Here is a 25,479-nt window from a genome sequence, read left to right as displayed (position 1 = left end):
GGAAAAACATTAGATGAGTAACGAATTAAACTTCAACATCGAGGAAGAGTTACATGAGGAATGCGGCGTCTTCGGTATGTATGATTTTGATGGCGCTGAAGTTGCATCTACCATTTATTACGGATTATTTGCTTTACAGCACAGAGGACAGGAAAGCTGCGGAATTGCCGTCAGCGATACGGAAGGTCCCAAGGGAAAAGTGAGTGCCTATAAGGGGATGGGGTTATGTAATGAAGTTTTTACTCCGGAGATTTTAGAAGGTCTTCACGGCAATATAGGAGTAGGTCATGTTCGTTATTCGACGGCTGGAAGCAGTACACGTGAGAATGCACAGCCCCTTGTTCTTAACTATGTGAAAGGAACCCTTGCAATGGCTCATAACGGCAATCTGGTCAATGCGCCGGAACTGCGCAAGGAACTGGAATATGACGGAGCTATTTTTCAGACGACCATAGATTCAGAAGTAATCGCCTACCACATCGCAAGAGAACGGGTAAAGACTTCGTCTGTTGAGTCAGCCGTAGCCAATGCCATGAAAAAGATTGTCGGTGCTTATTCTCTGGTTGTCATGAGCCCCCGGAAACTGATCGGGGCCAGAGATCCTTACGGTTTCAAACCTTTATGTATCGGCAAAAGGGATAATGCCTACATTATTGTATCTGAAAGCTGTGCTCTTGACACGATCGGGGCTGAATTTGTCAGGGATGTCCTGCCGGGAGAGATCGTAACCATTACAAAGGACGGAATTGTTTCCGATACAAGCCTTTGCCCGGCAGATAGATCAAAGGAAGCCAGATGTGTGTTTGAATATATTTATTTTGCAAGACCGGACAGTGTGTTTGATGGAGTCAGTGTTTACCATGCAAGACTTTCTGCGGGACGTGCCCTTGCGGTAGATTCTCCTGTGGATGCGGATATCGTCGTTGGCGTACCCGAATCCGGCAATGCAGCAGCACTTGGTTATTCCCTGCAGTCCGGTATTCCCTATGGAACGGCTTTTGTTAAGAATTCCTATGTGGGAAGGACGTTTATTAAGCCAAAGCAGAGCAACCGGGAATCTGCTGTAAGAATTAAACTGAATGTTTTAAAAGAAGCAGTTGCCGGCAAGCGTGTGATTATGATTGATGATTCCATTGTCCGAGGGACCACCAGTGCTTTGATTGTCAATATGCTTCGGGAAGCAGGGGCCAAAGAGGTACATGTCCGCATCAGTGCCCCTCCGTTTCTTCATCCCTGCTATTTTGGAACAGATATACCGGACGAGGATCAGCTGATTGCCCACAACCGGAGCATTGAAGAGATACGGAAGCTGCTGGAAGCGGATTCACTATCTTACTTAAATATAGAACGGTTACCGGAGATGGCGGCTGGTCTGCCCATCTGTACGGCCTGTTTCAGCGGCAATTATCCGATTGAACCGCCGAAAGAGGATATCCGCGGAGAATACAGCAGATAAAAAAATCTGTACTGGGTGAGAGGACCGCCTGGCTGGCTAAAAAAGGCCCGTCAGGCGGTTTTTTCTTTCCCTTTCCAAACCATGAAAAATATGATAACATAAAACTAATATGACCCCAAGGAGGAATATAGGAAACATGACAGATCGATACCAAAGCCCATTGTCTGAGCGATATGCCAGCAAAGAGATGCAATACATTTTTTCACCGGATAAGAAATTCAGAACATGGAGAAAACTCTGGATTGCACTTGCGGAAGCAGAAAGAGAACTGGGGCTTCCGATTTCGGAAGAACAGATAGAAGAGTTAAAGGCGCACCAGGAAGAGATTAATTATGATGTGGCCAGACAGAGGGAAAAAGAGGTCCGTCATGATGTGATGTCCCACGTATATGCATACGGTGTTCAGTGTCCAAAAGCCAAAGGCATTATTCATTTGGGCGCAACTTCCTGTTATGTTGGGGATAATACGGATCTCATTGTTATGACAGAGGCTTTAACGCTTGTTAGAAATAAATTGATAAATGTGATCGGGGAATTGGCAAAATTTGCCGATACCTATAAGGAACTTCCCACCCTTGCCTTTACCCATTTCCAGCCGGCCCAGCCTACGACGGTAGGAAAGCGTGCCACTTTGTGGATCCATGATCTTACCATGGATCTGGAGGATCTGGATTTTCTGCTTGGGTCAATCCGTCTTCTTGGTTCAAAAGGCACCACCGGAACTCAGGCAAGTTTTCTGGAGCTTTTTGACGGTGATATGGATAAGGTGAGAAAATTAGACCGCCTGATTGCAGAAAAGATGGGATTTACAGGATGTTATCCGGTTTCCGGACAGACTTATTCCAGAAAAGTGGACAGCCGTGTGGTAAATGTTCTGGCAGGGATTGCCCAGAGTGCACACAAATTCTCCAATGACATCCGTCTGTTACAGCACTTAAAAGAGGTTGAGGAGCCATTTGAAAAGAGCCAGATCGGTTCTTCTGCCATGGCCTATAAGCGTAATCCTATGAGAAGTGAACGGATTGCCTCTCTTTCCAACTATGTAATGGCAGATGTCATGAATCCTATGCTGGTTTCTTCCACTCAGTGGTTTGAGCGGACGCTTGATGATTCTGCAAACAAGAGATTAAGCGTTCCGGAAGGATTTCTGGCAATCGATGGTATTTTAGACCTTTATTTAAATGTGGTAGACGGACTTGTGGTATATCCCAAGGTAATTGAAAAGCATATGATGGCAGAGCTTCCGTTTATGGCGACAGAAAATATTATGATGGATGCAGTAAAGGCTGGCGGAGACCGGCAGGAGCTTCATGAAAGAATCCGGGAACTGTCCATGGAGGCCGGGCGGAATGTGAAGGAACGCGGCCTTGATAACAATCTGCTGGAGCTGATTGCAGCAGATCCCACCTTTAATCTGACGCTTGATGATCTGAAAAAGAGCATGGAACCGGGCAAGTATGTTGGCTGTGCTCCTGTTCAGGTTACGGATTATCTGGAGGAAGTAATTACCCCTCTGCTTGAAAAAAACAAAGAGGTACTTGGACTGACAGCAGAGATTAACGTATAGTTCTAAGCAGGCGGACTGAAAAAATTTGGTCTGCCTGCATTTTGTTTTTATCAGGAGGAATTCATGAGCATCAATTTGGAATACTATAAGGTGTTTTATTATGTGGCTCAGCTGGGCAGCATTACACTGGCAGCGGAACGGTTATGTATCTCCCAGCCTGCGGTGAGTCAGGCAGTGAGGCAGCTGGAACAATCCTTAGACAGCCAGCTTTTTTTACGTACCTCAAAGGGTGTCCGTATGACAAGGGAAGGCGCGTTTCTCTATGAATATGTGAAATCCGGTTTGGACAGTATCTGGCACGGGGAAAATATGCTTAAGCGGATGAAAGATCTGGATACCGGCGAGGTGCGGATCGGTGCCAGTGATATGACCCTGCAGTTTTATCTGCTGCCTTATCTGGAAAAGTTTCATGAACTTCACCCGGGAATAAAAGTTATGGTTTCCAACGGACCTACTCCGGAAACCCTGCGCTTCTTATATGAAGGAAAGATTGATTTCGGAGTGGTCAGCACTCCTTTTGAAGCAAAGGCGGAAGTGGTCAGCAGGCCGGTAAAAGAAGTTGAAAATGTATTTATTGCCGGGGATAAATTCCGTTATTTAGAAGGGAAAAAATTAAGCTATGATGCCTTAAAGGACCTTCCCTGCATTTTTCTGGAGAAAAATACCAGCACAAGGACCTTTATGGATCAGTATCTGGCAGAGAGAGGCGTGGAGGTGGAACCGGAATTTGAACTTTCCACCAGCGATATGATCGTACAGTTTGCCATGCGAAATCTTGGGGTCGGATGTGTGATGTCAGGATTTGCCAAAGTGGAACTGGAAAAAGGAAATCTACTGGAGCTGAAATTTCAGGAAGAAATGCCAAAGCGGCACTTTTCCATCATTACAGACAGCAGGACCCCTGTTTCACCGGCGGGAAAGCGTTTGCTGCAGCTAATGACAAGCAATATAAGCTGAAATTATGAGGAATATAAATAATATTGATTTTACTTATGGAATACTTTGCGCTATCATAGAATAGTAAAAGGTATTTTCACTCGAAGGAGGAACAATCAAATGGTAAGAGCAATCGTAGGCGCCAATTGGGGCGACGAAGGAAAAGGCAAGATCACAGATATGCTGGCAAAGGAATCTGATATCATTATTCGTTATCAGGGCGGCAGTAACGCCGGGCATACAATCATCAACAATTACGGTAAATTTGCACTTCACCTTCTGCCGTCAGGCGTATTCTACAATCATACGACAAGTATTATCGGCAATGGCGTGGCATTAAACATCCCTTTCCTGGTTAAGGAGGTGGGAGAACTTGTAAGCAAAGGTGTTCCGAAGCCTCAGATTCTGGTTTCTGACCGTGCGCAGATTCTGATGCCATACCACATTTTGTTTGACCAGTATGAGGAAGAGCGTTTGGGCAAACAGTCCTTTGGTTCCACCAAATCTGGGATTGCTCCGTTTTATTCAGATAAATATGCAAAGATCGGCTTTCAGGTAAGCGAGCTTTTTGATGAGGAAAGCTTAAAAGAAAAGGTTTTCCGTGTTTGTGAAACAAAGAATGTTTTATTAGAGCATCTTTATCATAAACCGGCAATTGATCCGGAAGAATTGTTTAAAACCCTCCTGGAATACAGGGAAATGGTGAAGCCGTTCGTATGTGATGTGTCCAAATATCTTCATGAAGCCATTAAAGAAGGAAAAAACATTCTTTTGGAAGGTCAGTTAGGATCTTTAAAGGATACGGATCACGGTATTTACCCGATGGTAACTTCCTCTTCAACTTTGGCTGCTTACGGAGCCATTGGTGCAGGGATTCCCCCCTATGAGATCAAAAATATTACGACTGTTGTAAAAGCTTATTCCAGCGCAGTTGGTGCAGGCGCATTTGTCAGTGAGATTTTCGGGGAAGAAGCAGATGAATTAAGACGCAGAGGCGGTGATGGCGGAGAGTTTGGTGCAACCACCGGCCGGCCGAGACGAATGGGCTGGTTTGATGCAGTCGCTTCCAGATATGGCTGCCGCATTCAGGGGGCAACAGAGGTAGCATTGACCGTTCTTGATGTTCTGGGATATCTTGATGAACTGCCCATTTGTATCGGATATGAGATCGATGGAAAGGTAACAAAGGATTTCCCTACCACGGCTCAGCTTAATAAGGCAAAGCCGGTATATACCACACTTCCCGGCTGGAAATGCGAAATCCGAGGAATTAAAAAATACGAAGACCTTCCGGAGAACTGCAGAAAATACATTGAATACATTGAGCAGGAGCTGGAGACGCCGATTACAATGGTATCTAACGGACCTGGAAGAGATGAAATCATTTACCGCAAATAAAATTATGGTCAGATAAGAAAACGGAGAATATGGAAAAAGTTCATTGGCTTATTCCTGTTCTCCGTTATTTATTATTTCTGATCTTTTTTTGCTTCCTGTGTTTTTCCGGGATCAGGCTTTAGTACCCGGTAGACCAGCTGAATGGCATAAATCAAAACAGGGACAATTACAGTAGAAAAAATTGCAGCCATCAGCCAGTTTTTCGCTTCCGGATGATGGGAAAAAGCTGATATAATGGCGATGATGTAGATGGATAAAAGGAAAATAATTCCGATCATGGCCAAAGGGCGTTTCCATTTCATGGGAGGTACCTCGCTTTCTGAATCCGATCATTTTTATTATTATATCCTATAAACGTTAAATTGTAAAAGAAAACCTTAGAGATTGTTTATAAAAACTTATTATTTGAAACCTGTACATTTCTATTAAAGTATAGTAAAATTTTAATAATTATAAGGTAAGTCTTGAAAGGAGTGAAAGTATCCTTGAAAAAAAGCTGGTTAATGGTGTCCGTATGTATCGGTTTGTGTCTGGGAATCTCCATGGCTTCAGCTGCAGAGGAAACCAACACTCAGACGCAGGACATAGATGGACAGGCTTTAAATCCTGTATGGCAGTGGCAGAAGGATTATGATGGCTGGAAGTATATTGATGACAAGGGAACTTACAAAAGGAATTCCTGGGAAAAAATAGATGGTTTCTGGTACTATTTTGACAATGATGGTTACATGGCTGTGGATTGGAAGAAGATAGGCGGCATGGAGTATTATTTTTCTGAAAGCGGCGAGCTGGAAGTGGGCTGGCTGTATAATGAGGAGGAGGAAAAGTGGCATTATTACAGGGAAGACGGTTATCCGCAGAAGGGGTGGTATCAGGAAAAGGACGGGAGCTGGTACTGGTTTAACAACAAGGGGGAGATGGCTTCCTCCGGTTATAAGAACATATCAGGAAAGAGATATTATTTTTTTGATAATGGGCAGATGGCGGCGAACCAGTATGTAGGATTGGCCTACATGGATGAAAACGGCATAAGAAACAGGGAACTGGATATAGCTATTGAAGGAAAGCAAGGCTCCTATACTCCTACGGAGGAAATTAAGGAGGCTTTTACGGAGGCATCAAAAAACATACCAAGACATTGGGTAAAGAAATTCGCAGATCAGGGCTGGCAGGTCCTTTATTATCCGAGGAAACAGTATTTTTCCGCACCGGTTACAGGAAACGGCGTTTATTATGTATGTCATAAACTGGATACCAATTATAAGAAGATTAAAATCTGTAATCCGTCAGATTTAACAGAAGCATTCGGTGAGTATATCGGATATGCTTCGGGAAGCTATGACCCGGACAGTACGGCAGCAACGGATTTGATTATGAACCGGGATTCAGTGGAGGAATTTGTGTATATACCGGATTATTTTACTGATGATTTTATTTTTTATTTTGGAAAGCTGGTAGGAGCTTATGTGGGTTCTCCATCGACCAGATCTGAGATGCAGAAAGAAGCGCCTGAGGTAACGGAGATATTAAAAAATATTTTATATGAGCAGGCGCAGAAAGAGTAAGCGGTTTTGGAGAAAGATCCAGGCCGCTTTTTTTATCGTATAGGAAAGTTCGTCCTATACGATAAAAAAACTTCGGGAAGATTCCACTGCGGACACCCGACGCAGGCGGATAATCCCGCAAGCGGGATTCTTTCTGATAGAAATATAGAAAATAAGTGTTGACAATTTACGGATAAACGTATAATATTATTATATAAGTTGCAAACAATTGAATTTTATAAAATAAAATTATAAAATAAAATATGAGACGGGAGGTATTTTGTTGAGTTTATTCACTGGTATTCTGGTTGCACTCATAGCGGCAGAGCATTTGTATATCTTATGGGTGGAAATGTTTGCATGGACAACAACAGGAAAGCGTATATTTACGTCCATAGACCCGGAGCTTTTTGGTAAGACAAAAGTGCTGGCTGCAAATCAGGGACTGTATAATGGCTTTTTAGCTGGTGGACTTATCTGGTCTTTGTTCATAGGAAATCCCCTATGGGCAGAAAATATAGCTTTATTTTTTCTGACTTGCGTGGTCTTAGCAGGGACATTCGGGGCTCTGACTTCTTCAAAGTCAATTTTTTTGAAACAGGCACTGCCTGCTTTGCTGGTACTGATCCTGGTGGCAGCGGTACGGTAAACAGTAATGAAAAATAAAATAACAGGAGAGATGAATCATGAATGATACAATAAAACTGATACAGGATCACAGATCCATAAGAAGCTTTCTTAATAAGGACATTGACGATGAAATTATCGATGAGATCCTAAAGGCAGCCCAGTCCATGCCCAGTTCTATCAATGGGCAGCAGAGCTCCGTAATCGTAATAAAAGATAAGGAAACAAAGGCAAAGATTGCCCAGCTTGCAGGCAATCAGAGATGGATTGAAGAAGCGCCGGTATTTCTTGTATTTCTTATGGACTTCTATAAAACCAACCTTGCAGCGGAGAAAAATGGTCTCAATCAGGTGATTCACGAAAGTGTGGAAGGAACTATGGTGGGAACTTTTGATGCAGGTCTTGCTATGGGGGCAGCAATCATATCTGCGGAATCTCTGGGACTTGGAATCGTACCGATCGGCGGTGTCCGCAGGAGCCCGGATGAGCTGATTAAATTGCTAAATCTGCCGCCCTATACCTATCCCGCGGTAGGTCTTGCGGTAGGATATCCAAAAGATCATTCCCGTAAGAAACCAAGATTGCCTTTTGAAACCTATAAGCATAAAGAAGTTTATCAGACAGAGGGATTAAAGGAGGCAATTGACCGGTATGACAAGGACATGGAAGTTTATTTAAATGAAATTGGACTGGAAAAAGAAGAAAACTGGAGCAAATACACTTCCAATATTTATCAGAGTGTTTATTATCCGAAAGTTTATCAAACTTTAAAGGATCAGAAATTTACAAATGATAAATAAATAAAACGGAAAGCCGCAAACAGCAGCTTTCCGTTTTTTATTCAGCCAATTCTTCCCACTGTTCATAAAGTGCTTCCAATTGTTTTGAAATGGCTTCCTTTTCCTGATTTAGCTCCATCAGTCTGGGAACATCGGTAAAGACATCTTCCTGTACAAGCAGTTCATCAATCTCTCCATCCCTTGTTTCCAGGCGGTGAATTTCTTCCTCGGTTTTCTTAAGATCGTTCTGCCGCTTTCTTAAACGGGCCTGTTCTTCTTTTTGGGCTTTCCAGTCAAGCTTTGTCTCTGAGACGTCTTCCCCGCAAGCAGGATCTGCGGAAGGGGCAGCTGTATACAGGCTGGTCATAAGATCCTTCTTTTCCAGGTAGTAATCATAATTACCGATATAATCGACCAGACTCTTATTGGTTAAGTCAAGGATTCTGGTGGCGGTCTTATTGATGAAATAACGGTCATGGGATACATATAGTACGGTTCCCGTATAGTTTATCAAGGCATCCTCCAAAATCTCCTTTGAGGTAATATCCAGATGGTTGGTAGGCTCATCCAAAATAAGGAAATTGGCTTCGGAGAGCATAAGCTTTGCAAGAGAGACTCTGCCCCGCTCGCCGCCGCTTAAATCTTTGACTCGTTTATATACATCATCTCCGGTAAAGAGAAAAGCTGCCAGAATATTGCGGATCTGGGTATTGTTCATGGAAGGGTAGGTATCCTGCAATTCATCAAAAAGAGTCTTATCCATGTGAAGTACCTGATGCTCCTGGTCATAATAGCCGATATGTACCTTGGAGCCTAACCGGATTTCCCCTGCATCTGCCTGAAGGATTCCGTTGAGTATCTTGAGGATTGTTGTCTTGCCGGTTCCGTTGCCGCCGATAATCGCCACCCGTTCCCCCCTCTTTATCTCAAAGTTTACCTGATCAAAAAGTAGATTTTGGTGAAAGGCCTTCTTTAATCCCCGTACCGTGAGAACATCGTTGCCGCTGATGATATTGGGTTCCAGACGAATCCGCATCTCATCATTGATTTCCGTTGGTTTATCCAGTAATTCTATTTTTTCAAGCATCTTTTCCCGGCTTTCTGCCCGGCGGATGGATTTTTCCCGGTTAAATGATTTTAACTTAGCGATAACTTCTTCCTGATGCTTGATTTCCTGCTGCTGATTGATATAGGCCTTTCTCTGCGCTTCCCGGATCATGGCCCGCTTTTGGCTGTAATCCGTATAGTTCCCCTGATAGACATTCATGATTCCATTGTCAAGTTCAATGACTTTTGTTACCACGCGGTCTAAAAAGTAACGGTCATGAGCCACGATGATCACGCTGCCGTCGTAATTGATCAAATAGCTTTCCAGCCAGGCGATGGATTCCATATCCAGATGGTTGGTAGGCTCATCCAAAAGGATGATATCCGGTTTTGTAAGGAGAAGGCGTCCTAAGGATACACGGGTTTTCTGCCCTCCGGACAAAGCAGAAACAGGTTTATGAAATTCTTCTTCCGTAAAACCCAGTCCTTTTAAGACTCCGGTTATTTCACTTTGATAGGCATAGCCGTTTTGCTGCTCAAACTCATGATTGAGCCGGCTGTAGGAGGTGAGCATACTGCTTAACTCGCTGCCTGTAAGATGCTTCATATCCAGTTCCATCTGCCGGATTCTGGCTTCCATCTCAATAATCGGGCGTTTCACTTCGAGGACTTCTTCATAGATGGTTTTATCCCCTGTAAGATCCTGGTGCTGTGCCAGATATCCCATGGATTTTCCCTTTGATAGAACAACCTCACCTTCATCAGAAGGCATTTCTCCGATGATGATTTTTAAAAGGGTGGATTTTCCCGCTCCGTTAATGCCCACAATCGCTGCTTTTTCATGGTCTTCTATATGAAAGGAAGCGTGTTTGATTACCTCGTTGCTTCCAAAAGCTTTGCTTATGTTGCTGCATGAAAGAATCATGGTTTTATTTCCTCCTGAATAAGTGTAAGACAACAGGACTAGTATAATATAGGTCATTTGTTTTTTCAAGGATTCAATAATAAATCTCGTTTGACATTATTTTGACGTGAAGTTATAATAATGTTAGTTTATTCTAAGTAAAAGAAGGTGAAGATGTGGCAGATAAAGAAATTTCAAAAGCAGTGATTGCCAGGCTTCCGAGATATTACCGGTATCTTGGAGAGTTGCTGGAAGATGGAGTGGAGCGGATATCCTCCAATGATTTAAGTGTTCGTATGAAAGTGACCGCTTCTCAGATCCGCCAGGATCTGAATAATTTCGGAGGATTCGGTCAGCAGGGATATGGCTATAATGTGAAATATTTATATACAGAGATAGCAAAGATACTGGGAATTGACAGGCAGCATAATCTGATTATTATTGGTGCCGGAAACCTGGGGCAGGCGATTGCCAATTATGCAAACTTTGAAAAGCGTGGTTTCCTGATTAAGGGAATGTTTGATATTAATCCGCGCCTGATCGGTCTTGTGGTCCGCGGGATAGAGATTCGCAGCGTAGATGATCTGGAACAGTTCGTGAAGGATAATGATGTCCAGATCGCAGCTTTGACGATTCCAAAGACCAAGGCACCGGAGATTGCAGACCGCCTTGTAAAGGCAGGAATCAAGGCTATCTGGAATTTCGCCCACACGGATTTGACAGTACCGGATGATGTAGTGGTTGAAAATGTCCATTTGTCAGAGAGCCTGATGCGGTTATCTTACCGGGTATGCAGCATGCAGGATCAAGAACAGGCCGGAGAATAAGACAACAGACAACTTTAAGAATAAAGGAGTATGCCTGCCGGCAGACGAAGAGGAAGGACTCTTTGCTGCCGGTTGTTTTTTATAGGAAGGGGAACGCATTATGAGGTATCTGGTTACAGAAAGTCAGATGAAAGAAGTGGACCAATATACCATAGAACGCATTGGGATACCTTCACTGGTCCTTATGGAGCGCGCTGCTTTGGCAGTTTTTGAGGAAGTAAAAAAACATGTGCAAAAGACAGACCCAATATGGATTCTGTGCGGCAATGGAAATAATGGGGCAGATGGAGTGGCGGCCGCCAGAATGCTTCATTTAAAAGGGTATCAGGTACTGGCAATCCTTGCCGGAAAAAAGGACGGAGGAAGCCGGGAGTACGGCATACAGATTGATATCGCAGAAAAAGTAGGCGTCCATTTCATCGACTATTCCGGTTTTAGTCCCGGCAGATGTGTGCTTTTTGTGGATGCACTCTTTGGCGTGGGCCTTAACAGAGAAATACTTGGCGCTTATGGTGAGATTATGGAAAAATTCATCGAATGCCGTCCGGGATTTACCATTGCTGTGGATATTGCTTCCGGAATCCATTCAGATACGGGGCAGGTCATGGGAACGGCTTTTCGGGCAGATGTAACGGTAACCTTTGGTTATGAAAAGCTGGGATCCATGCTTTATCCCGGAAAAGAATACTGCGGTCAGGTAATAGTGGCTGATATTGGTTTTCCGGAGAAAAGTCTCTTGGAAACCGGCACCGGATACTTCACCTATGAACCAGGGGATGAAAGACTGATCCCAAAGCGTCCGGCTTATTCAAACAAGGGAAGCTTTGGAAAAGTTCTTATAGCAGCAGGCGGACGGAATATGAGCGGTGCGGCATATTTAAGCGCTCTTGCCGCCTATCGGACAGGAGCCGGCTTGGTAAAGATATTTACCGTTGAAGATAACCGGACCATTTTGCAGACCGGACTTCCTGAAGCCATCATAGTAACTTATGATCCTAAAGAAGCGGAAGCAGGAACCGATGCTTTTCAGGAGTTAATGAGAACCCAGTGCGAATGGGCAAGCGTAATTGTCTTAGGACCAGGGCTGGGACGGGAAGCTTATGTGAAAAATCTGGTGGAAGGAGTGCTGACCAACGCCTATGTACCTATCATACTGGATGCAGATGGTCTGGGTACGATTGCAGCCAATCCGGAGCTGACTGGTTATTTTACAGAAAATATTATCGTGACTCCCCATCTTGGTGAGATGGCAAGACTGACGGGCAGTTCCATAGAAACCATAAGAAAAAATCTGATTGCAGCAGCCAGGGAGTATGCGGACCGGTTTGGAATCACCTGTGTCTTAAAGGATGCGGTGACCATCGGTGCATGTAAGGATCAGAGAACATTCGTCAATTCAAGCGGCAACAGCGCCATGGCAAAAGCCGGATCAGGGGATGTACTGACAGGAATCATCGCCGGTCTCCTGGCCCTGGGACTTGAAGAATCGGATGCGGCGGCCCTTGGAGTCTGGCTTCACGGCCGTGCTGGAGACGCAGTAAGAGAAAGATATGGAAGTTATAGTCTGCTAGCCACTCAGCTGACAGAGGAAATATATACAATAATGCAGGAGCAAACGAGGGAACAAAGAGATGAAATTATATGGCAGGGTTTTTGAATCAGTGAATTTGGACGCAATCAAGCACAATATGGAGGCAATGCAGGCAAATCTGGCAGAAGGAACTAAGATAATCGGTGTTGTAAAGTCTGATGGCTATGGGCATGGAGCGGTTCCTGTTGCTTTGGCCATTGATCCTTATGTGTGGGGATATGCGGTCGCGACGGCAGAAGAAGGCGTCATATTAAGAAAACACGGCATACAAAAGCCTGTTCTGGTGCTGGGAGTCGTTCCTTTGGAAGGATATGATCTTCTGGTGGAATATGGAATCAGCTCGTCCGTATTCCAGTATAAAAGGGCTTGTCTCCTTTCAAAGGCGGCTTGCAAGGCAGGAAAGAAAGCCATTGTTCATCTCGCTGTGGATACCGGTATGAGCCGGATCGGATTTCCGGTCACAAAAGAGGCTGCAGAAGAGGCTGTGAGAATATGCGGTCTTCCAGGTATTGAAGTGGAGGGGCTGTTCACTCACTTTGCAAAGGCAGATGAAACCGATAAGGCATCAACGGAAAGACAAATAAAGGAATACCGGAAATTTGTGGATATGCTGTCGGAAAGAGGAATCCGCATTCCGGTTCTCCATTGCTCCAACAGTGCGGGTATTCTGGATATTCCTGCAGCAAATTTCCATGCGGTGCGTGCGGGAATATCCATCTATGGGCTTTATCCATCGGATCAGGTTGATAAAGAAACCGTAAAACTGACCCCTGCCATGGAATTGAAGAGTGTGGTATCTTACATAAAAAAAATTGGCCCGGGTACGGCTGTAAGCTATGGGGGAACCTTTGTGGCGGAAAAAGACATGGTGGTGGCAACCATTCCGGTAGGATACGGAGACGGCTATCCAAGAAATCTTTCCGGAAAGGGAGAGGTCCTCATAAGAGGTCAGCGTGCCAGAATTCTGGGAAGAGTCTGCATGGACCAGTTCATGGCAGATGTTACAGAAATCCAGGAGGCAGACGAAGACGACGAAGTGGTTTTAATTGGCACCCAGGGTCAGGAACAGATCACGGTAGAGGAGGTAGCCAATACCTGCGGAGGATTTCATTACGAGATTATATGCGACATCGGCAAACGGGTTCCCAGGGTGTATTATGAAAATGGTCAGATCGTTGGTACGAAGGATTATTTTGACGATTGTTATAAAGGGTTTCAAAAGGTGTGATAACAAACTCCATGTCCAAATCATATCATAAGGTATGCGGCAGAAAAACTTGAGTGTATACACGAGTCAAAGAAGGTCAATAATAGACTTAAATAAATTGACGGAGTGTGAGAATGTGATAATCAGACGTGGAGACATTTATTATGCCGATCTTAGACCGGTAGTAGGCTCTGAACAAGGCGGTATCCGCCCGGTTCTTATTATACAGAACGACATAGGAAATAAGCACAGTCCAACCGTGATCTGTGCAGCGATAACTTCCAGAATGAACAAGGCAAAGCTTCCCACCCATGTGGAGCTTGATACAAAAAAGTGTGATATGATTAAAGATTCGGTGATTCTTCTGGAACAGCTTCGAACGATTGACAAGCAGAGGCTCAAAGAGAAGATCTGTCATATTGATGAAGAACTTCAGCAGGAAGTGGACTGTGCATTAAGGGTCAGCCTGGAACTGGATACATAGTTCATTATTGACGGAATGCTGATAAAATGCTATATTTTAAATAGTTTCATGAAATATTCAAATGCTGATGAACAAAAGAAAACTGTATGATTCTGCGCTTTTAAAGCATCCAGGACGTGAATATTGACGATCTGAAGAAAGTGATGGGAAAAGAAAGCGAAAAGAATCACGAAAGCCTTTCTATAAAATTGGCACAGTCTCCATAGATTCCTTGTGTGAAAGCAGTTGGAAGCGGTGGCTGTGCATTATTTATTCTTGCAAGATGAAAAAAATAGTGTTAAAATGGAAAAGATTTTGGTTTTTAGAAAAATAAGGACGTAATAGAGAAAGAAAAGGAGTGCTTTAAACGATGTCAGGACATTCAAAGTTCGCAAATATCAAACACAAAAAAGAGAAGAACGATTCCGCAAAAGGCAAGATTTTCACTGTCATCGGAAGAGAGATAGCAGTAGCAGTAAAAGAAGGCGGACCAGACCCTGCCAATAATAGCAGGCTCCGTGATATCATTGCAAAAGCAAAAGCAAATAACATGCCAAACGACACCATTGAGCGCGGCATTAAAAAAGCAGCCGGTGATGCGGCTTCCGTTAATTATGAAACAATTACATACGAAGGTTATGGCCCGAACGGAGTTGCAATCATCGTAGATACCTTGACAGATAATAAAAACCGTACGGCGGCAAATGTCAGAAGTGCATTTACAAAGGGCGGCGGCAATATAGGAACTCCTGGCTGTGTTTCTTTCCTTTTTGATAGAAAGGGACAGATCATTATTGACAAGGAAGAATGTGAGATGGATCCGGACGAACTGATGATGGTAGCTTTGGATGCAGGTGCAGAGGATTTTTCAGAGGAAGAGGACAGCTTTGAAGTCATCACCGGACCGGATGAGTTCAGTGCAGTAAGAGAAGCATTGGAAGCAGCAGGAATCACCATGGTTGAAGCAGATGTTACTATGATTCCTCAGACCTGGGTAGAACTTACTGATGACGAATCCATCAAAAAGATGAACCGGCTTCTGGATCTTCTCGATGCTGATGATGACGTGCAGGCAACTTATCATAACTGGGACGAATAATATAAAAAGAGTGAGAGAGGATTTATAATCCTTACTCACTCTTTTTGCCAATTAAGGTCAGCTGAAAAACATCAGTTAAAACGGATTGAAGTGAGCAAAAGAATGTGCTACAATCACCGTGTCAAAGATTGTAGAAAAACACAAAAAAGAGGCTCTGAATCATGGATAGTGACCGATTATACCGGGTGAAAAAAGAAGATGTGGAGAAATTAAAAAGACTGTTGACAGAATGCTTTGCATCAGATCCCCTTTACTGCAAACTAATTCCTGACGAGGCAACCAGAAGCCGGCTGCTTCCGGAACTGTTTGCCTGCGATATGGAAGAATTTTTTGAGACCTGTGAAATATTTGCGGACAGTGAAGAAATTCATGGAATCATGGTGGTAGAAGATGAATCAGAGTCCCATAATTTCATTCGATGTTATTTATCGGAAGCCGCTGCTTATTTGAAAACAGACGGTTATCTGATCAAAGAAGATCCATCCCTTCGGACTTTTTGGAATTTTATTCAGGGAAGGGATTATTTAAATTCAAGATGGACCGATAAACTTCATATGGAAGAAAGGCTTCACATCATCTATCTGGCAGTACGTCCCGGCATGCAGCATCATGGAATCTCCACCATTCTGTTAAGGGAAGCTGCGGAATACGCAGACAGAAACAGGCTCATGGTGTCTCTGGAGACTCATAATGAGAATAATGTAGCTTTTTACAGGCATTTTGGGTTTGAATTGTTTGAAGTTATTGAAAAGCATTTCCATTTAAAACAATATTGTATGATACGTGATAGAAAACAGGTTTAGTATACATAATAGGACAGGCTTTCAGTAATCTGGAATCCTGCTTTTTTGTACAGGGCGAGAGCCGGTTCGTTAAGGCCGGATACCTGTAAAAAAAGTTTTTTAAACCGTTTTGCATTGGGATGAGCAAAATAGGTATCTAAAAACAGCGAAAGACAGGCAGTTCCAAGCCCCTGATTGCGAAGAGGTTCTGCAATCTCAAAGCCATAAAAGTAAGCACCATTTGCCAAGGAGTCCAGAAAGCAGGATCCCACAGGGCTGCCGTCCAACAGAAATACACACTGAATGGGTGTCTCTTCCGGTGAAGTGGCAATGGATAAGGCTAATTTATCAGAGTAGCGGCCATCTTTTGAACGGCCGGTTTTAAACAGCTGGGAAAGAGGCAGTTCCATAATGTGCTCCTGGTACCAGAAGGAGGCTTCTATGGAATTGATAACGAAAAGAGTATCCGGGCAGTTCTCATCTACGGGAAAGATCAGATCAGCTTCCCCGGTTTCCTTTAAAAGTTCTTTAAGCAGACGGACGAAGTAACCCTTCCTGCGGTGACTGGGAAAGGTAAAGGCACTGCATTCGTAATCCCTGTTTTCGGTAAAAAATGCGCTGAGAGCGGATAAGAGGACATCTTCGTCGTATAATAAGTAATAGATACAATCCTCTTCCAGTGGAATTGTTAAAGATATGCTGTCATGATCTCTGCAGGCATCCTGCAGCATGGATAAATCATATTTTTGTCTTTGACTGAGGGAATTCGTACGGATCACATTCATAGCAGGACTCCTGATTTGTTTTCCTATAGTATAATACAAAAAAACATGAAAATTCAATAAAATATTTCCATATTTACGGTTGTTTCTTTGAAATATGGGTGATAGAATAAACACAAGTAAATCGGTTGGAGGGAAATCATTGAAAAAAAGAGATGAAATACCAGTTTGCGATACCTGGAACCTGGCAGATATTCTGCCGTCTGAGGCAGCCTGGGAGGATTTGTTCCATGAGACAGAGCAGGAACTTTCCGGTTATAAAAAATTTGAAGGACATCTGGCGGATTCCGCCAAGATGCTTTTTTCCTGTCTGAAGTTCGATGAAGAGGTGTCCTTAAAGATAGAAACGCTATTTGTTTACGGAAAACAGAAATCAGATGAAGACACAGGCAATGCAAGATACCAGGAATTTTCGGCAAGGGCAAGAGCCCTGTCCTATCAGGCAGCAGGACTTTCCGCATTTTTAGTACCGGAGATTCTTGCAATTCCGGAAGAAACCCTTCGTGAGTTCCAAAAGAATGAAGAGGGCCTGAAACGTTACGAAAGAACCTTTGAGATTATTTTAAAAAAGAAGGCCCATACGCTGTCTGCATCTATGGAAGCGCTCCTGGCAAAATCCATGGAAGCCACATCCGGATCTTCGGATATATTTAATATGTTTAACAACGCAGATGTGAAATTTCCTGAGATCCTGGATGAGAATCATGTTCCGGTCAGAATTACCCATGGGAATTATATCGCCCTAATGGAAAAGCAGAACAGAGAGGTGAGAAAATCTGCTTTTGAAGCTCTTTACAGCGTCTACAAACAGTTTGGGAATACACTGGCAGCTACCTTTGCTTCCAATGTGAAAAAGGCGGCTTTCTATGCTGCGGCAAGAAACTACCCTTCTGCAAGGGCTCACTCCCTGTCCGAGAACGAGATTCCTGAAGAGGTCTATGATCATTTGATAACAGCAGTCCATGAAGGGATTTCTTATCTCCACGAGTATGTTTCCATTCGCAAAGAAGCACTTGGGGTAGAAAAACTCCATATGTATGATCTGTATGTGCCCATGGTATCTGCAAAAGAAAAGAAAATTACCTTTGAAGAGGCCAAAGCCATGGTTTTGGAAGGGTTAAAACCTTTGGGGGAAGAATATCTTTCTTTGCTGAGGGAAGGCTTTGAAAACCGCTGGATCGATGTGTATGAGAACGAAGGAAAAAGGAGCGGGGCATATTCCTGGGGCGTTTATGGAGTTCACCCGTATGTATTGCTTAATTTCAATGGAACCCTTGACAGCGTCTTTACCCTTGCCCATGAGATGGGGCATGCACTTCACAGCTGGTTTTCCGATAAAAATCAGTCTTATGTGGATGCCGGATATAAAATCTTTGTAGCGGAGGTGGCTTCCACCTGCAATGAAGCCCTGCTCATCCGCCACCTGCTGAATACGACGGAAGACAGAAAGGAACGTGCTTACCTGGTCAATCATTTTATGGACAGTTTCAGAGGAACGCTCTACCGGCAGACAATGTTTGCAGAGTTTGAAGCGGAAACCCACCGTATGGTCAAGGAAGGCCAGATATTGACATCGGAACTCCTCTGTCAGACATACCGTCGTCTCAATGAATATTATTTTGGACCAGATATGGTAGTTGATCCGGAAATTGACTATGAGTGGTCCAGAATTCCGCATTTTTATACACCATTTTATGTGTACCAGTATGCAACAGGATTTTCAGCCGCAGTTGCTATAAGCAGCAAAATTCTTGCGGGAGATCAGGAAGCAATCAAGGGGTATTTTAAATTTTTAAGCGGCGGAAATTCCAAGACTCCCATAGATCTTTTAAAGCTTTGCGGTGTTGATATGTCAACGGCAGAACCGGTAAAAGATGCGCTTTTAGTCTTTTCCGGGCTTTTAAAAGAAATGAGAGGGCTTATTTAAGTTTGATTGCTGGTTAGAGAAGAGGGGAGCAGGTATGAATCTTTATCAGATGATATTTAAAAGAAGATCCATCAGGAAATTTAAAAGAGAACAGGTCCCGGAACAGCTTTTAAAGGATATTCTTTATTTCGGGAACTGTGTGTTAAAGCTTCATCCGGACATTTCTGTAAAAATGGAACTATATGAAAATCTGGACGGCCGCCTTCCGGTCAAAGGGTTGTGGAAAGTGGAGGCACCGTATTATCTGGCTTTTTATTCGGAGGAGAAGTCCGGGTATCTGGCTAATGCCGGATATATTTTGGAACCGGTACTGCTTTATATGACAGGAAAGGGTCTTGGAACCTGTTACCTTGGAAATGCAAAGATTCATGAGGAGGGTCCGGAGGGGTATAAGCAGGTGATTACCGTTGCTTTTGGTTATCCCAAAACCTTGCTTTATCGGGATCCTGCCACTGCAAAGCGGCTGCCGTTAAAAGAGTTGTGTGTATTTAAGGAGGAAGTAGGCGAACCCATTAAGAACATTCTAAAAGCAGCAAGGCTTGCCCCTTCTTCCATGAACACTCAGCCCTGGCGGTTTATCGTTTATCATGACAGGATTTATATTTTTGCGTGCAGAGATTTTTTGCCTTCCTCACCGCTTGTTTCCATGCGTGAGCTATGCATTGGGATTATGCTGTCCCATTTGACCATTGCGGCGGAAGAGATGTGGATGAACATAAAGCTGGAGGTCGATGAGGCCATGGCAAAAAAATCTTATAAAAGCGGTACCTATGTAACGACAGCATATATAAAGGAATTTAACTGCGGATAGTTTTAGACATAAAAGCAGAAGGCTCAAGTCACTTGAGCCTTCTGCTTTTAAAAATTATTCAATTGGAATATATTGAGCCTGCTCAATTTCTTTTGGTGTATCCTTTGGAATCGTAAGTCTTAGGATTCCGTTTTCAAAGGATGCTTTAATGTCTTCCTGTTTTACTCTGGATCCTACATAAAAGCTTCTTTTTAAAGAACTGTGGTAACGTTCTCTGCGGATATAATTTTTCTCCGTTTCAGAGCTGTTTTCAGAGTCATTTTCCGCAAAAATGGTCAGATATCCGTCTTTCAGCTCTGCTTTTACCATATCCTTTTTATATCCCGGCAATTCCAGATCAATGATGTAATTGGTACCATCATCTTCAATGTCGGTCTTCATCAAAGGTTGCCTGTTCAGGTATGCATCTGAAAAGAACGGATCATTAAAAAAGTCATCAAATAAATTGTTTCTTCTTGCCAGTAACATAATCATTCCTCCTTTTGCAATTCCTACAGCACCATTTGTTTGGTGTGAGTGCTATTTGTTATACATGTAATATAACACACGTTATCAGCACTGTCAATAGTTGAGTGCTAATTTTTTAAAAAATTTTTTATTGATAGTATCCGGGGAAAATGATAAAATAACCATGTTTTTAATATGGAAGAAGCGAGGTCAGCCAGGATATGAAGCGGGAAGTCGATTTCAATGAGATTTCGGATGGAAAATTATATGGATTAAATGATATGGTGAAGGCGGACTGCGGAGACTGCAAAGGTTGCTATGCATGTTGTCAGGGAATGGGGCAGTCGGTCATTCTGGATCCTCTTGACTGTTTCCGTTTGACAAAAAACCTTTCCTGCACCATAGAGACACTGCTTGCAGATAAGCTTGAATTAAATGTTGTGGACGGTATCGTGCTCCCTAATTTAAGGATGTCAGGTGAGGAAGAGCGGTGCGGCTTCTTAAATGGAGAGGGACGCTGCAGCATTCACCGCTTCCGGCCCGGGATATGCCGTTTATTCCCGTTAGGAAGAGTTTATGAAGAACAGGGGTTTCAATATTTCCTGCAGACACAGGAATGCCGAATGGAAACCAGAACAAAGGTAAAGGTGCGGAAATGGATCGATACTCCCGATATAAGACAGTATGAAAAGTTTGTACTGGACTGGCATTTCTTTTTAAAATATTTAGAGCAGCAGTTAGATCAGAATAAGGACCCGGCTTTTGCAAACAAGGTCAGTATGTATGTGTTAAAGAATTTTTATCTTGTTCCTTATAATTATGAAGAAGATTTTTACAGCCAGTTTGAAAAAAGGCTGGAGAACAAAAGGCTTGAAGCCAGTACCTTCTTATGATAGAATTGGAAAGAATAGAGAATAATATGGACAAAGATACCTAAGGAGGAGACAATGATCAGGCAGTTAATTGAGAAAATCCAGAAGACAAAGGCACCGGTCTGTGTAGGTTTGGACCCGATGCTTAATTATATACCGGAGCATGTGATAAAAAATGCATTTGAAGAATTCGGTGAGACACTGGAAGGCGCAGCCGAAGCCATCTGGCAGTATAACAAAGAAATTATTGATCATGTATACGATTTAGTCCCCTCCGTAAAACCCCAGATCGCAATGTATGAACAGTTTGGCATTGAAGGGTTGAAAGCCTACGTAAAGACCGTCAATTATTGCCAGGAAAAAGGACTTCTCGTCATTGGAGATGCAAAGAGAGGTGATATTGGTTCCACCTCTGCGGCCTATGCCACCGCTCATATCGGCAAGGTAAAGGTTGGAAGCAATCACTTTTCCGGTTTTGGCACAGATTTTCTTACGGTCAATCCGTACCTGGGTACCGATGGGATAAAGCCTTTTGTTGATGTGTGCAATGAAGAAGACAAGGGGCTTTTTGTACTGGTTAAGACCTCTAATCCCTCCAGTGGAGAATTTCAGGACCGCCTGATCGATGGCCGCCCATTGTATGAGTTGGTTGCGGAAAAAGTAGTTGAGTGGGGAAAAGAATCCATGGATGGAACTTACAGCAATATAGGCGCTGTTGTAGGTGCTACTTATCCTGAGATGAGCAGAATTCTTCGAAAACTTATGCCAAACACTTACTTTCTGGTTCCTGGATATGGTGCTCAGGGAGGAACTGCCGAGGATTTAAAACCGTGTTTCAATGAAGATGGATTAGGCGCAGTCGTAAACTCTTCCAGAGGGATCATTGCTGCGTATAAGCAGGATAAATACAAAAAATATGGAGCAGAACACTTTGGTGAAGCCTCCAGGCAGGCAGTGATCGATATGGTTGCTGATATCAACCGGGTATTATAGGGAGGAATCATGGCGAAAGTAATGGAATCAGCAAGGATTTTCCGTCAGACCAGGCTGGCGGATGGTGTATACAGCATGTGGCTGGAAACAAAAGACATTGCAGAAAAGGCAGTACCAGGACAATTTATTTCTCTGTATACAAAAGACAGTGCAAAGCTGCTGCCCCGGCCAATCAGTATCTGTGAAGTTGACCGGGAAAAGGGCCTCTTGAGAATCGTATACCGTGTCCTGGGAAGCGGAACAGAAGAATTTTCCCGGTATAAGGAAGGCGAAACTGTTGAACTTATGGGACCTCTTGGCAACGGGTTTCCTCTAAAGGCAGGAGCAGCCGGAAGAAAGGCTTTTTTGATCGGTGGTGGAATTGGAATCCCGCCAATGCTGGAACTTGCAAAGCAGCTGTCCTGTGAAAAGCAGATCATATTGGGCTACCGGGATTCTCTCTTTTTAAATGAAGAGTTTCAACCCTATGGGAATGTTTTTCTGGCAACAGAGGATGGAAGCGTGGGCACAAAAGGGAATGTCCTAGATGCGGTAAGGGAGCATGGATTAAAAGGAGACGTAATTTTTGCCTGCGGTCCAACCCCCATGTTAAAAGCAATAAAAGCATATGCATCGGAGAATCAGATAGAATGTTATCTTTCTTTGGAGGAGCGGATGGCATGTGGAATCGGAGCCTGTCTTGCCTGCGTATGCAAGAGCAGCGGAATCGACGAACATTCCATGGTCCACAACAAAAGGGTCTGCAAAGACGGCCCTGTATTTCAGGCAGAGGAGGTAGACTTTTAGATGAATACAAAAGTGAATCTGGCTGGAATAGAACTGAAAAATCCTGTAATGACAGCTTCCGGTACCTTTGGCTCCGGCGAAGAATACGGGGAAATGATTGACTTGAATTGTCTTGGTGCAGTGGTAACAAAAGGCGTTGCCAGTGTTCCCTGGCCCGGCAATCCCACTCCCAGAATTGCAGAGACTTACGGCGGAATGATCAATGCCATTGGCCTTCAGAATCCTGGAATGGAAGTGTTTGTTAAAAGAGATGTTCCTTTTTTAAAGAAATATGATACAAAGATCATTGTCAATGTCTGCGGAAAGACAACCGAGGATTATCTTAAAGTGGTGGAACGGCTGGCAGATGAGCCGGTGGACATGCTGGAGATCAATATTTCCTGTCCCAATGTAAAAGAGGGCGGAATTGCCTTCGGCCAGGACCCAAAAGCAGTGGAAGCAATTACCCGTGAAGTGAAAAAGTACGCAAAGCAGCCGGTGATCATGAAATTAAGCCCCAATGTAACGGACATTACAGTTATGGCAAAAGCGGCGGAGGCCGGAGGTGCTGATGTACTTTCTCTTATTAATACGCTGACCGGTATGAAAATCGATATTAACCGCCGGACATTTGCAGTAGCAAATAAAACCGGAGGGCTTTCCGGTCCGGCCATAAAGCCGATTGCAGTCCGCATGGTATATCAGACTGCCAATGCGGTGAAGATTCCGGTCATCGGTATGGGCGGAATCATGAATGCGGAAGATGCCATGGAATTTATTCTGGCAGGAGCTACTGCAGTTTCCGTCGGCACGGCGAATTTCAGGAATCCTTATGCGGCAAGTGAGGTAGTCAAGGGCATTGAGGAATATATGAAGAAGTATGGTGTGGATGACATTCAGGATTTAATCGGTGCTGTACGGTAAGCGAGAATTAATAGAACGGAGAGGAAAAAAGATGGAACAGTATAAGCAGGAATTTATAGAATTTATGGTGGACAGCAAAGTCCTTAAGTTTGGTGATTTTACACTGAAAAGCGGAAGGAAATCCCCCTTTTTTATGAATGCAGGTTCCTATGTAACGGGAGCACAATTAAAAAAGCTGGGAGAATATTACGCAAAGGCCATTCATGATAATTTTGGCGATGATTTTGATGTGCTGTTCGGACCTGCTTATAAGGGGATTCCCTTAAGCGTTGCTACGACCATTGCTTTTCATGATCTATACGGAAAGGAAATCAAATATTGTTCCAACCGAAAGGAAGCAAAGGATCACGGTGATACAGGAATTCTTCTGGGCAGCCCCATAAAAGACGGAGACAGGGTCGTAATTATTGAAGATGTGACGACCTCCGGAAAATCCATTGAAGAGACATTTCCTATTATAAAGGCCCAGGGCGATGTGGAAATTCTGGGACTTATGGTATCCTTAAACCGTATGGAAAAGGGCAAGGGAGATAAGAGCGCTCTTGATGAGATCCAGGAAAAATATGGATTTAAAGCTTCTGCAATTGTATCCATGGCAGAGGTCATTGACCACTTATATAACAAAGAATGTAATGGAAAGATCGTCATCGATGATACGTTAAAAGCTGCAATTGACACTTATTACGACGTCTATGGTGTAAGATAAGGAGAGACTGATATGGAAAGAGTATACAAGACTATGAGAAATGTAGGAGCATTAAGCCTGGCTGTAGGAATTGTTGTGACTGTTATCGGACTTGCTGCTGGAATCATATCAATTATAAATGGATCATTTCTTCTGAAAAGAAAATCAGAAATTACATTTTAAGGCGATTACTCATGGAGGAAGCTGTTAGGAAGGAATGGTTTTCAGACAGTTATTCTCTTTCTATGAAAAGATGGAGCTGTTATGATTAAAAATGCTACAAAACGGCAGAAAATGGGTTGGGTGATTTTTTTAATATATTTAATCTTTTTGGCCTACTTTCTATTCTTTTCCGATTTTTTTGGCAGAGGAAGCCATTTAAGACAGGATTATGCTTACAATCTGGTCCCATTGAAGGAGATACGGCGATTTATTGTTTACCGCAAGGTGGTTGGACTTGAGTCTTTTCTTCTTAATATCGTCGGGAATATTGCAGGATTTATGCCTTTTGGTTTCTTTTTGCCTGTCATCAGCCGCCGAAGCCGCCGTTTCTTTAATACCGTGCTGTTAAGCTTTCTGTTCAGCCTGACGATTGAAACGATCCAGTTGGTGTTTAAGGTTGGGAGCTTTGATGTAGATGATATGATTTTGAATACGGCAGGAGGAATTCTGGGTTATATTCTGTATAAAATTGTGCAGCACATAAGAGTTAGGAGGAAAAGGCGTGAAAAAACAGAAAAAAGTGTCCTACATTAGAAAACCTTTTGCCAGGAAAAGTTTTCTGTCTCTGGGGCTTTCTGTTGGGGCGCTGGTATTGGGAATCATTGGAATCGCCAGTTCGGTAATGGCGGCAGGGCAGGCGCAGCTGAATGTTGCGGCTGTCTGTTTTTGCAGCCTGATCATATCCTTTGTTTCCCTCGGTTATGGTGTCCTTTCCTTTTTTGAAAAGGAAAAAAAATATATACTGTCCAGAATTGGCATAGGAATCAGTGGAGTTCTTGTAATTCTCTGGATCGTTTTAATTATTATCGGAATAAGGGGGTAAC

27 protein-coding genes are annotated in these 25,479 nt (G+C 43.4%); 23 read left to right on the top strand and 4 right to left on the bottom strand.

The window, feature by feature from the left end; genetic code table 11:
• The first annotated feature begins 13 nt into the window (after positions 1-13).
• The 4 genes from purF (at position 14) to ACLTWA_RS03925 (ending at position 5,357) form a co-directional block, all read left to right on the top strand.
• Entirely contained in the window at positions 14-1,456 is a 1,443-nt protein-coding gene (gene purF, locus ACLTWA_RS03940) for an amidophosphoribosyltransferase (protein WP_412326252.1), read from the top strand.
• A 136-nt stretch (positions 1,457-1,592) separates the two neighbouring features.
• Positions 1,593-3,023, top strand: coding sequence for an adenylosuccinate lyase (gene purB, locus ACLTWA_RS03935; RefSeq protein WP_412326251.1), 1,431 nt, complete (start codon positions 1,593-1,595; stop codon positions 3,021-3,023).
• A gap of 63 nt (positions 3,024-3,086) precedes the next feature.
• The gene (locus ACLTWA_RS03930) at positions 3,087-3,980 is read left to right on the top strand and encodes a LysR family transcriptional regulator (protein ID WP_412326250.1); all 894 of its coding nucleotides are present in this window, start codon (positions 3,087-3,089) and stop codon (positions 3,978-3,980) included.
• A 99-nt stretch (positions 3,981-4,079) separates the two neighbouring features.
• On the top strand, positions 4,080-5,357 hold the full coding sequence (locus tag ACLTWA_RS03925) for an adenylosuccinate synthase (RefSeq protein ID WP_412326249.1): 1,278 nt from the start codon (positions 4,080-4,082) through the stop codon (positions 5,355-5,357).
• 71 nt (positions 5,358-5,428) lie between these two features.
• Here the strand turns inward: ACLTWA_RS03925 and ACLTWA_RS03920 are convergent, their stop codons facing one another.
• Positions 5,429-5,659, bottom strand: coding sequence for a hypothetical protein (locus ACLTWA_RS03920; RefSeq protein ID WP_412326248.1), 231 nt, complete (start codon positions 5,657-5,659; stop codon positions 5,429-5,431).
• A 183-nt stretch (positions 5,660-5,842) separates the two neighbouring features.
• On the opposite strand from ACLTWA_RS03920, the gene ACLTWA_RS03915 reads away from it, so the two are divergent.
• The 3 genes from ACLTWA_RS03915 to ACLTWA_RS03905 all read left to right on the top strand — a co-directional run bounded on the left by ACLTWA_RS03915 (position 5,843) and on the right by ACLTWA_RS03905 (position 8,328).
• Entirely contained in the window at positions 5,843-6,922 is a 1,080-nt protein-coding gene (locus ACLTWA_RS03915; RefSeq protein WP_412326246.1) for an N-acetylmuramoyl-L-alanine amidase family protein, read from the top strand.
• Between the two features lie 262 nt (positions 6,923-7,184).
• Positions 7,185-7,550, top strand: a complete 366-nt coding sequence (locus ACLTWA_RS03910; RefSeq protein WP_412326245.1) for a DUF1304 domain-containing protein — start codon at positions 7,185-7,187, stop codon at positions 7,548-7,550.
• 37 nt (positions 7,551-7,587) lie between these two features.
• Entirely contained in the window at positions 7,588-8,328 is a 741-nt protein-coding gene (locus ACLTWA_RS03905) for an NADPH-dependent oxidoreductase (protein WP_412326243.1), read from the top strand.
• A 37-nt stretch (positions 8,329-8,365) separates the two neighbouring features.
• Here the strand turns inward: ACLTWA_RS03905 and ACLTWA_RS03900 are convergent, their stop codons facing one another.
• Positions 8,366-10,279 (bottom strand): ABC-F family ATP-binding cassette domain-containing protein, encoded by a 1,914-nt coding sequence (locus tag ACLTWA_RS03900; RefSeq protein WP_412326242.1) that lies wholly within the window; start codon positions 10,277-10,279, stop codon positions 8,366-8,368.
• Between the two features lie 155 nt (positions 10,280-10,434).
• On the opposite strand from ACLTWA_RS03900, the gene ACLTWA_RS03895 reads away from it, so the two are divergent.
• From ACLTWA_RS03895 to ACLTWA_RS03870, 6 genes are all read left to right on the top strand, one after another.
• A complete protein-coding gene (locus ACLTWA_RS03895) occupies positions 10,435-11,085 on the top strand; it encodes a redox-sensing transcriptional repressor Rex (RefSeq protein ID WP_412326241.1) in 651 nt (216 codons plus the stop codon).
• A gap of 100 nt (positions 11,086-11,185) precedes the next feature.
• Entirely contained in the window at positions 11,186-12,742 is a 1,557-nt protein-coding gene (locus ACLTWA_RS03890; protein WP_412326240.1) for an NAD(P)H-hydrate dehydratase, read from the top strand.
• The gene (gene alr / locus ACLTWA_RS03885) at positions 12,717-13,904 is read left to right on the top strand and encodes an alanine racemase (RefSeq protein WP_412326239.1); all 1,188 of its coding nucleotides are present in this window, start codon (positions 12,717-12,719) and stop codon (positions 13,902-13,904) included. Before ACLTWA_RS03890 ends, alr begins: the two co-directional genes overlap by 26 nt.
• A gap of 115 nt (positions 13,905-14,019) precedes the next feature.
• Positions 14,020-14,367, top strand: a complete 348-nt coding sequence (locus tag ACLTWA_RS03880; RefSeq protein WP_054740115.1) for a type II toxin-antitoxin system PemK/MazF family toxin — start codon at positions 14,020-14,022, stop codon at positions 14,365-14,367.
• Positions 14,368-14,716: 349 nt separating this feature from the next.
• Positions 14,717-15,445, top strand: coding sequence for a YebC/PmpR family DNA-binding transcriptional regulator (locus ACLTWA_RS03875; protein ID WP_412326238.1), 729 nt, complete (start codon positions 14,717-14,719; stop codon positions 15,443-15,445).
• Between the two features lie 161 nt (positions 15,446-15,606).
• Complete coding sequence (locus tag ACLTWA_RS03870) at positions 15,607-16,248, top strand: GNAT family N-acetyltransferase (protein WP_412326237.1); 642 nt, start codon at positions 15,607-15,609, stop codon at positions 16,246-16,248.
• Here the strand turns inward: ACLTWA_RS03870 and ACLTWA_RS03865 are convergent.
• Positions 16,245-17,012, bottom strand: coding sequence for a GNAT family N-acetyltransferase (locus tag ACLTWA_RS03865; protein WP_412326236.1), 768 nt, complete (start codon positions 17,010-17,012; stop codon positions 16,245-16,247). The two genes, ACLTWA_RS03870 and ACLTWA_RS03865, sit on opposite strands and share 4 nt — an antisense overlap.
• A gap of 139 nt (positions 17,013-17,151) precedes the next feature.
• Between ACLTWA_RS03865 and pepF the strand changes: the two genes are divergently transcribed.
• Both pepF and ACLTWA_RS03855 read left to right on the top strand, forming a co-directional pair.
• Complete coding sequence (gene pepF, locus ACLTWA_RS03860; RefSeq protein WP_412326235.1) at positions 17,152-18,936, top strand: oligoendopeptidase F; 1,785 nt, start codon at positions 17,152-17,154, stop codon at positions 18,934-18,936.
• 34 nt (positions 18,937-18,970) lie between these two features.
• A complete protein-coding gene (locus ACLTWA_RS03855; protein ID WP_412326234.1) occupies positions 18,971-19,747 on the top strand; it encodes a nitroreductase family protein in 777 nt (258 codons plus the stop codon).
• A gap of 54 nt (positions 19,748-19,801) precedes the next feature.
• Here ACLTWA_RS03855 and ACLTWA_RS03850 read toward each other — a convergent pair whose 3' ends face one another.
• Positions 19,802-20,218: an Hsp20/alpha crystallin family protein gene (locus ACLTWA_RS03850; protein WP_412327170.1), complete on the bottom strand. Its 417-nt coding sequence runs from the start codon at positions 20,216-20,218 to the stop codon at positions 19,802-19,804.
• Between the two features lie 197 nt (positions 20,219-20,415).
• Here ACLTWA_RS03850 and ACLTWA_RS03845 point away from each other — a divergent pair, with 197 nt between their 5' ends.
• The 8 genes from ACLTWA_RS03845 (at position 20,416) to ACLTWA_RS03810 (ending at position 25,478) form a co-directional block, all read left to right on the top strand.
• Entirely contained in the window at positions 20,416-21,087 is a 672-nt protein-coding gene (locus tag ACLTWA_RS03845; protein ID WP_412326233.1) for a YkgJ family cysteine cluster protein, read from the top strand.
• A gap of 54 nt (positions 21,088-21,141) precedes the next feature.
• Positions 21,142-22,059, top strand: coding sequence for an orotidine-5'-phosphate decarboxylase (pyrF, locus tag ACLTWA_RS03840; protein ID WP_412326232.1), 918 nt, complete (start codon positions 21,142-21,144; stop codon positions 22,057-22,059).
• Between the two features lie 9 nt (positions 22,060-22,068).
• The gene (locus ACLTWA_RS03835) at positions 22,069-22,845 is read left to right on the top strand and encodes a dihydroorotate dehydrogenase electron transfer subunit (RefSeq protein ID WP_412326231.1); all 777 of its coding nucleotides are present in this window, start codon (positions 22,069-22,071) and stop codon (positions 22,843-22,845) included.
• Positions 22,846-23,748, top strand: a complete 903-nt coding sequence (locus ACLTWA_RS03830) for a dihydroorotate dehydrogenase (protein WP_412326230.1) — start codon at positions 22,846-22,848, stop codon at positions 23,746-23,748.
• Positions 23,749-23,779: 31 nt separating this feature from the next.
• The gene (gene pyrE, locus ACLTWA_RS03825) at positions 23,780-24,454 is read left to right on the top strand and encodes an orotate phosphoribosyltransferase (RefSeq protein ID WP_412326229.1); all 675 of its coding nucleotides are present in this window, start codon (positions 23,780-23,782) and stop codon (positions 24,452-24,454) included.
• Positions 24,455-24,466: 12 nt separating this feature from the next.
• Entirely contained in the window at positions 24,467-24,616 is a 150-nt protein-coding gene (locus ACLTWA_RS03820; protein ID WP_412326228.1) for a hypothetical protein, read from the top strand.
• 81 nt (positions 24,617-24,697) lie between these two features.
• Entirely contained in the window at positions 24,698-25,189 is a 492-nt protein-coding gene (locus ACLTWA_RS03815; protein WP_412326226.1) for a VanZ family protein, read from the top strand.
• Entirely contained in the window at positions 25,158-25,478 is a 321-nt protein-coding gene (locus tag ACLTWA_RS03810) for a DUF6142 family protein (protein ID WP_412326224.1), read from the top strand. The genes ACLTWA_RS03815 and ACLTWA_RS03810 overlap by 32 nt, the downstream gene beginning before the upstream one ends.
• The last annotated feature ends 1 nt before the right edge of the window (position 25,479 follow it).

Origin of the sequence: Lacrimispora sp. (genome assembly GCF_046972725.1) — a bacterium.
In the GTDB taxonomy this organism is placed as follows: Bacteria; Bacillota; Clostridia; order Lachnospirales; family Lachnospiraceae; genus Lacrimispora.
This window is presented reverse-complemented; position numbering and strand designations above follow the sequence as displayed.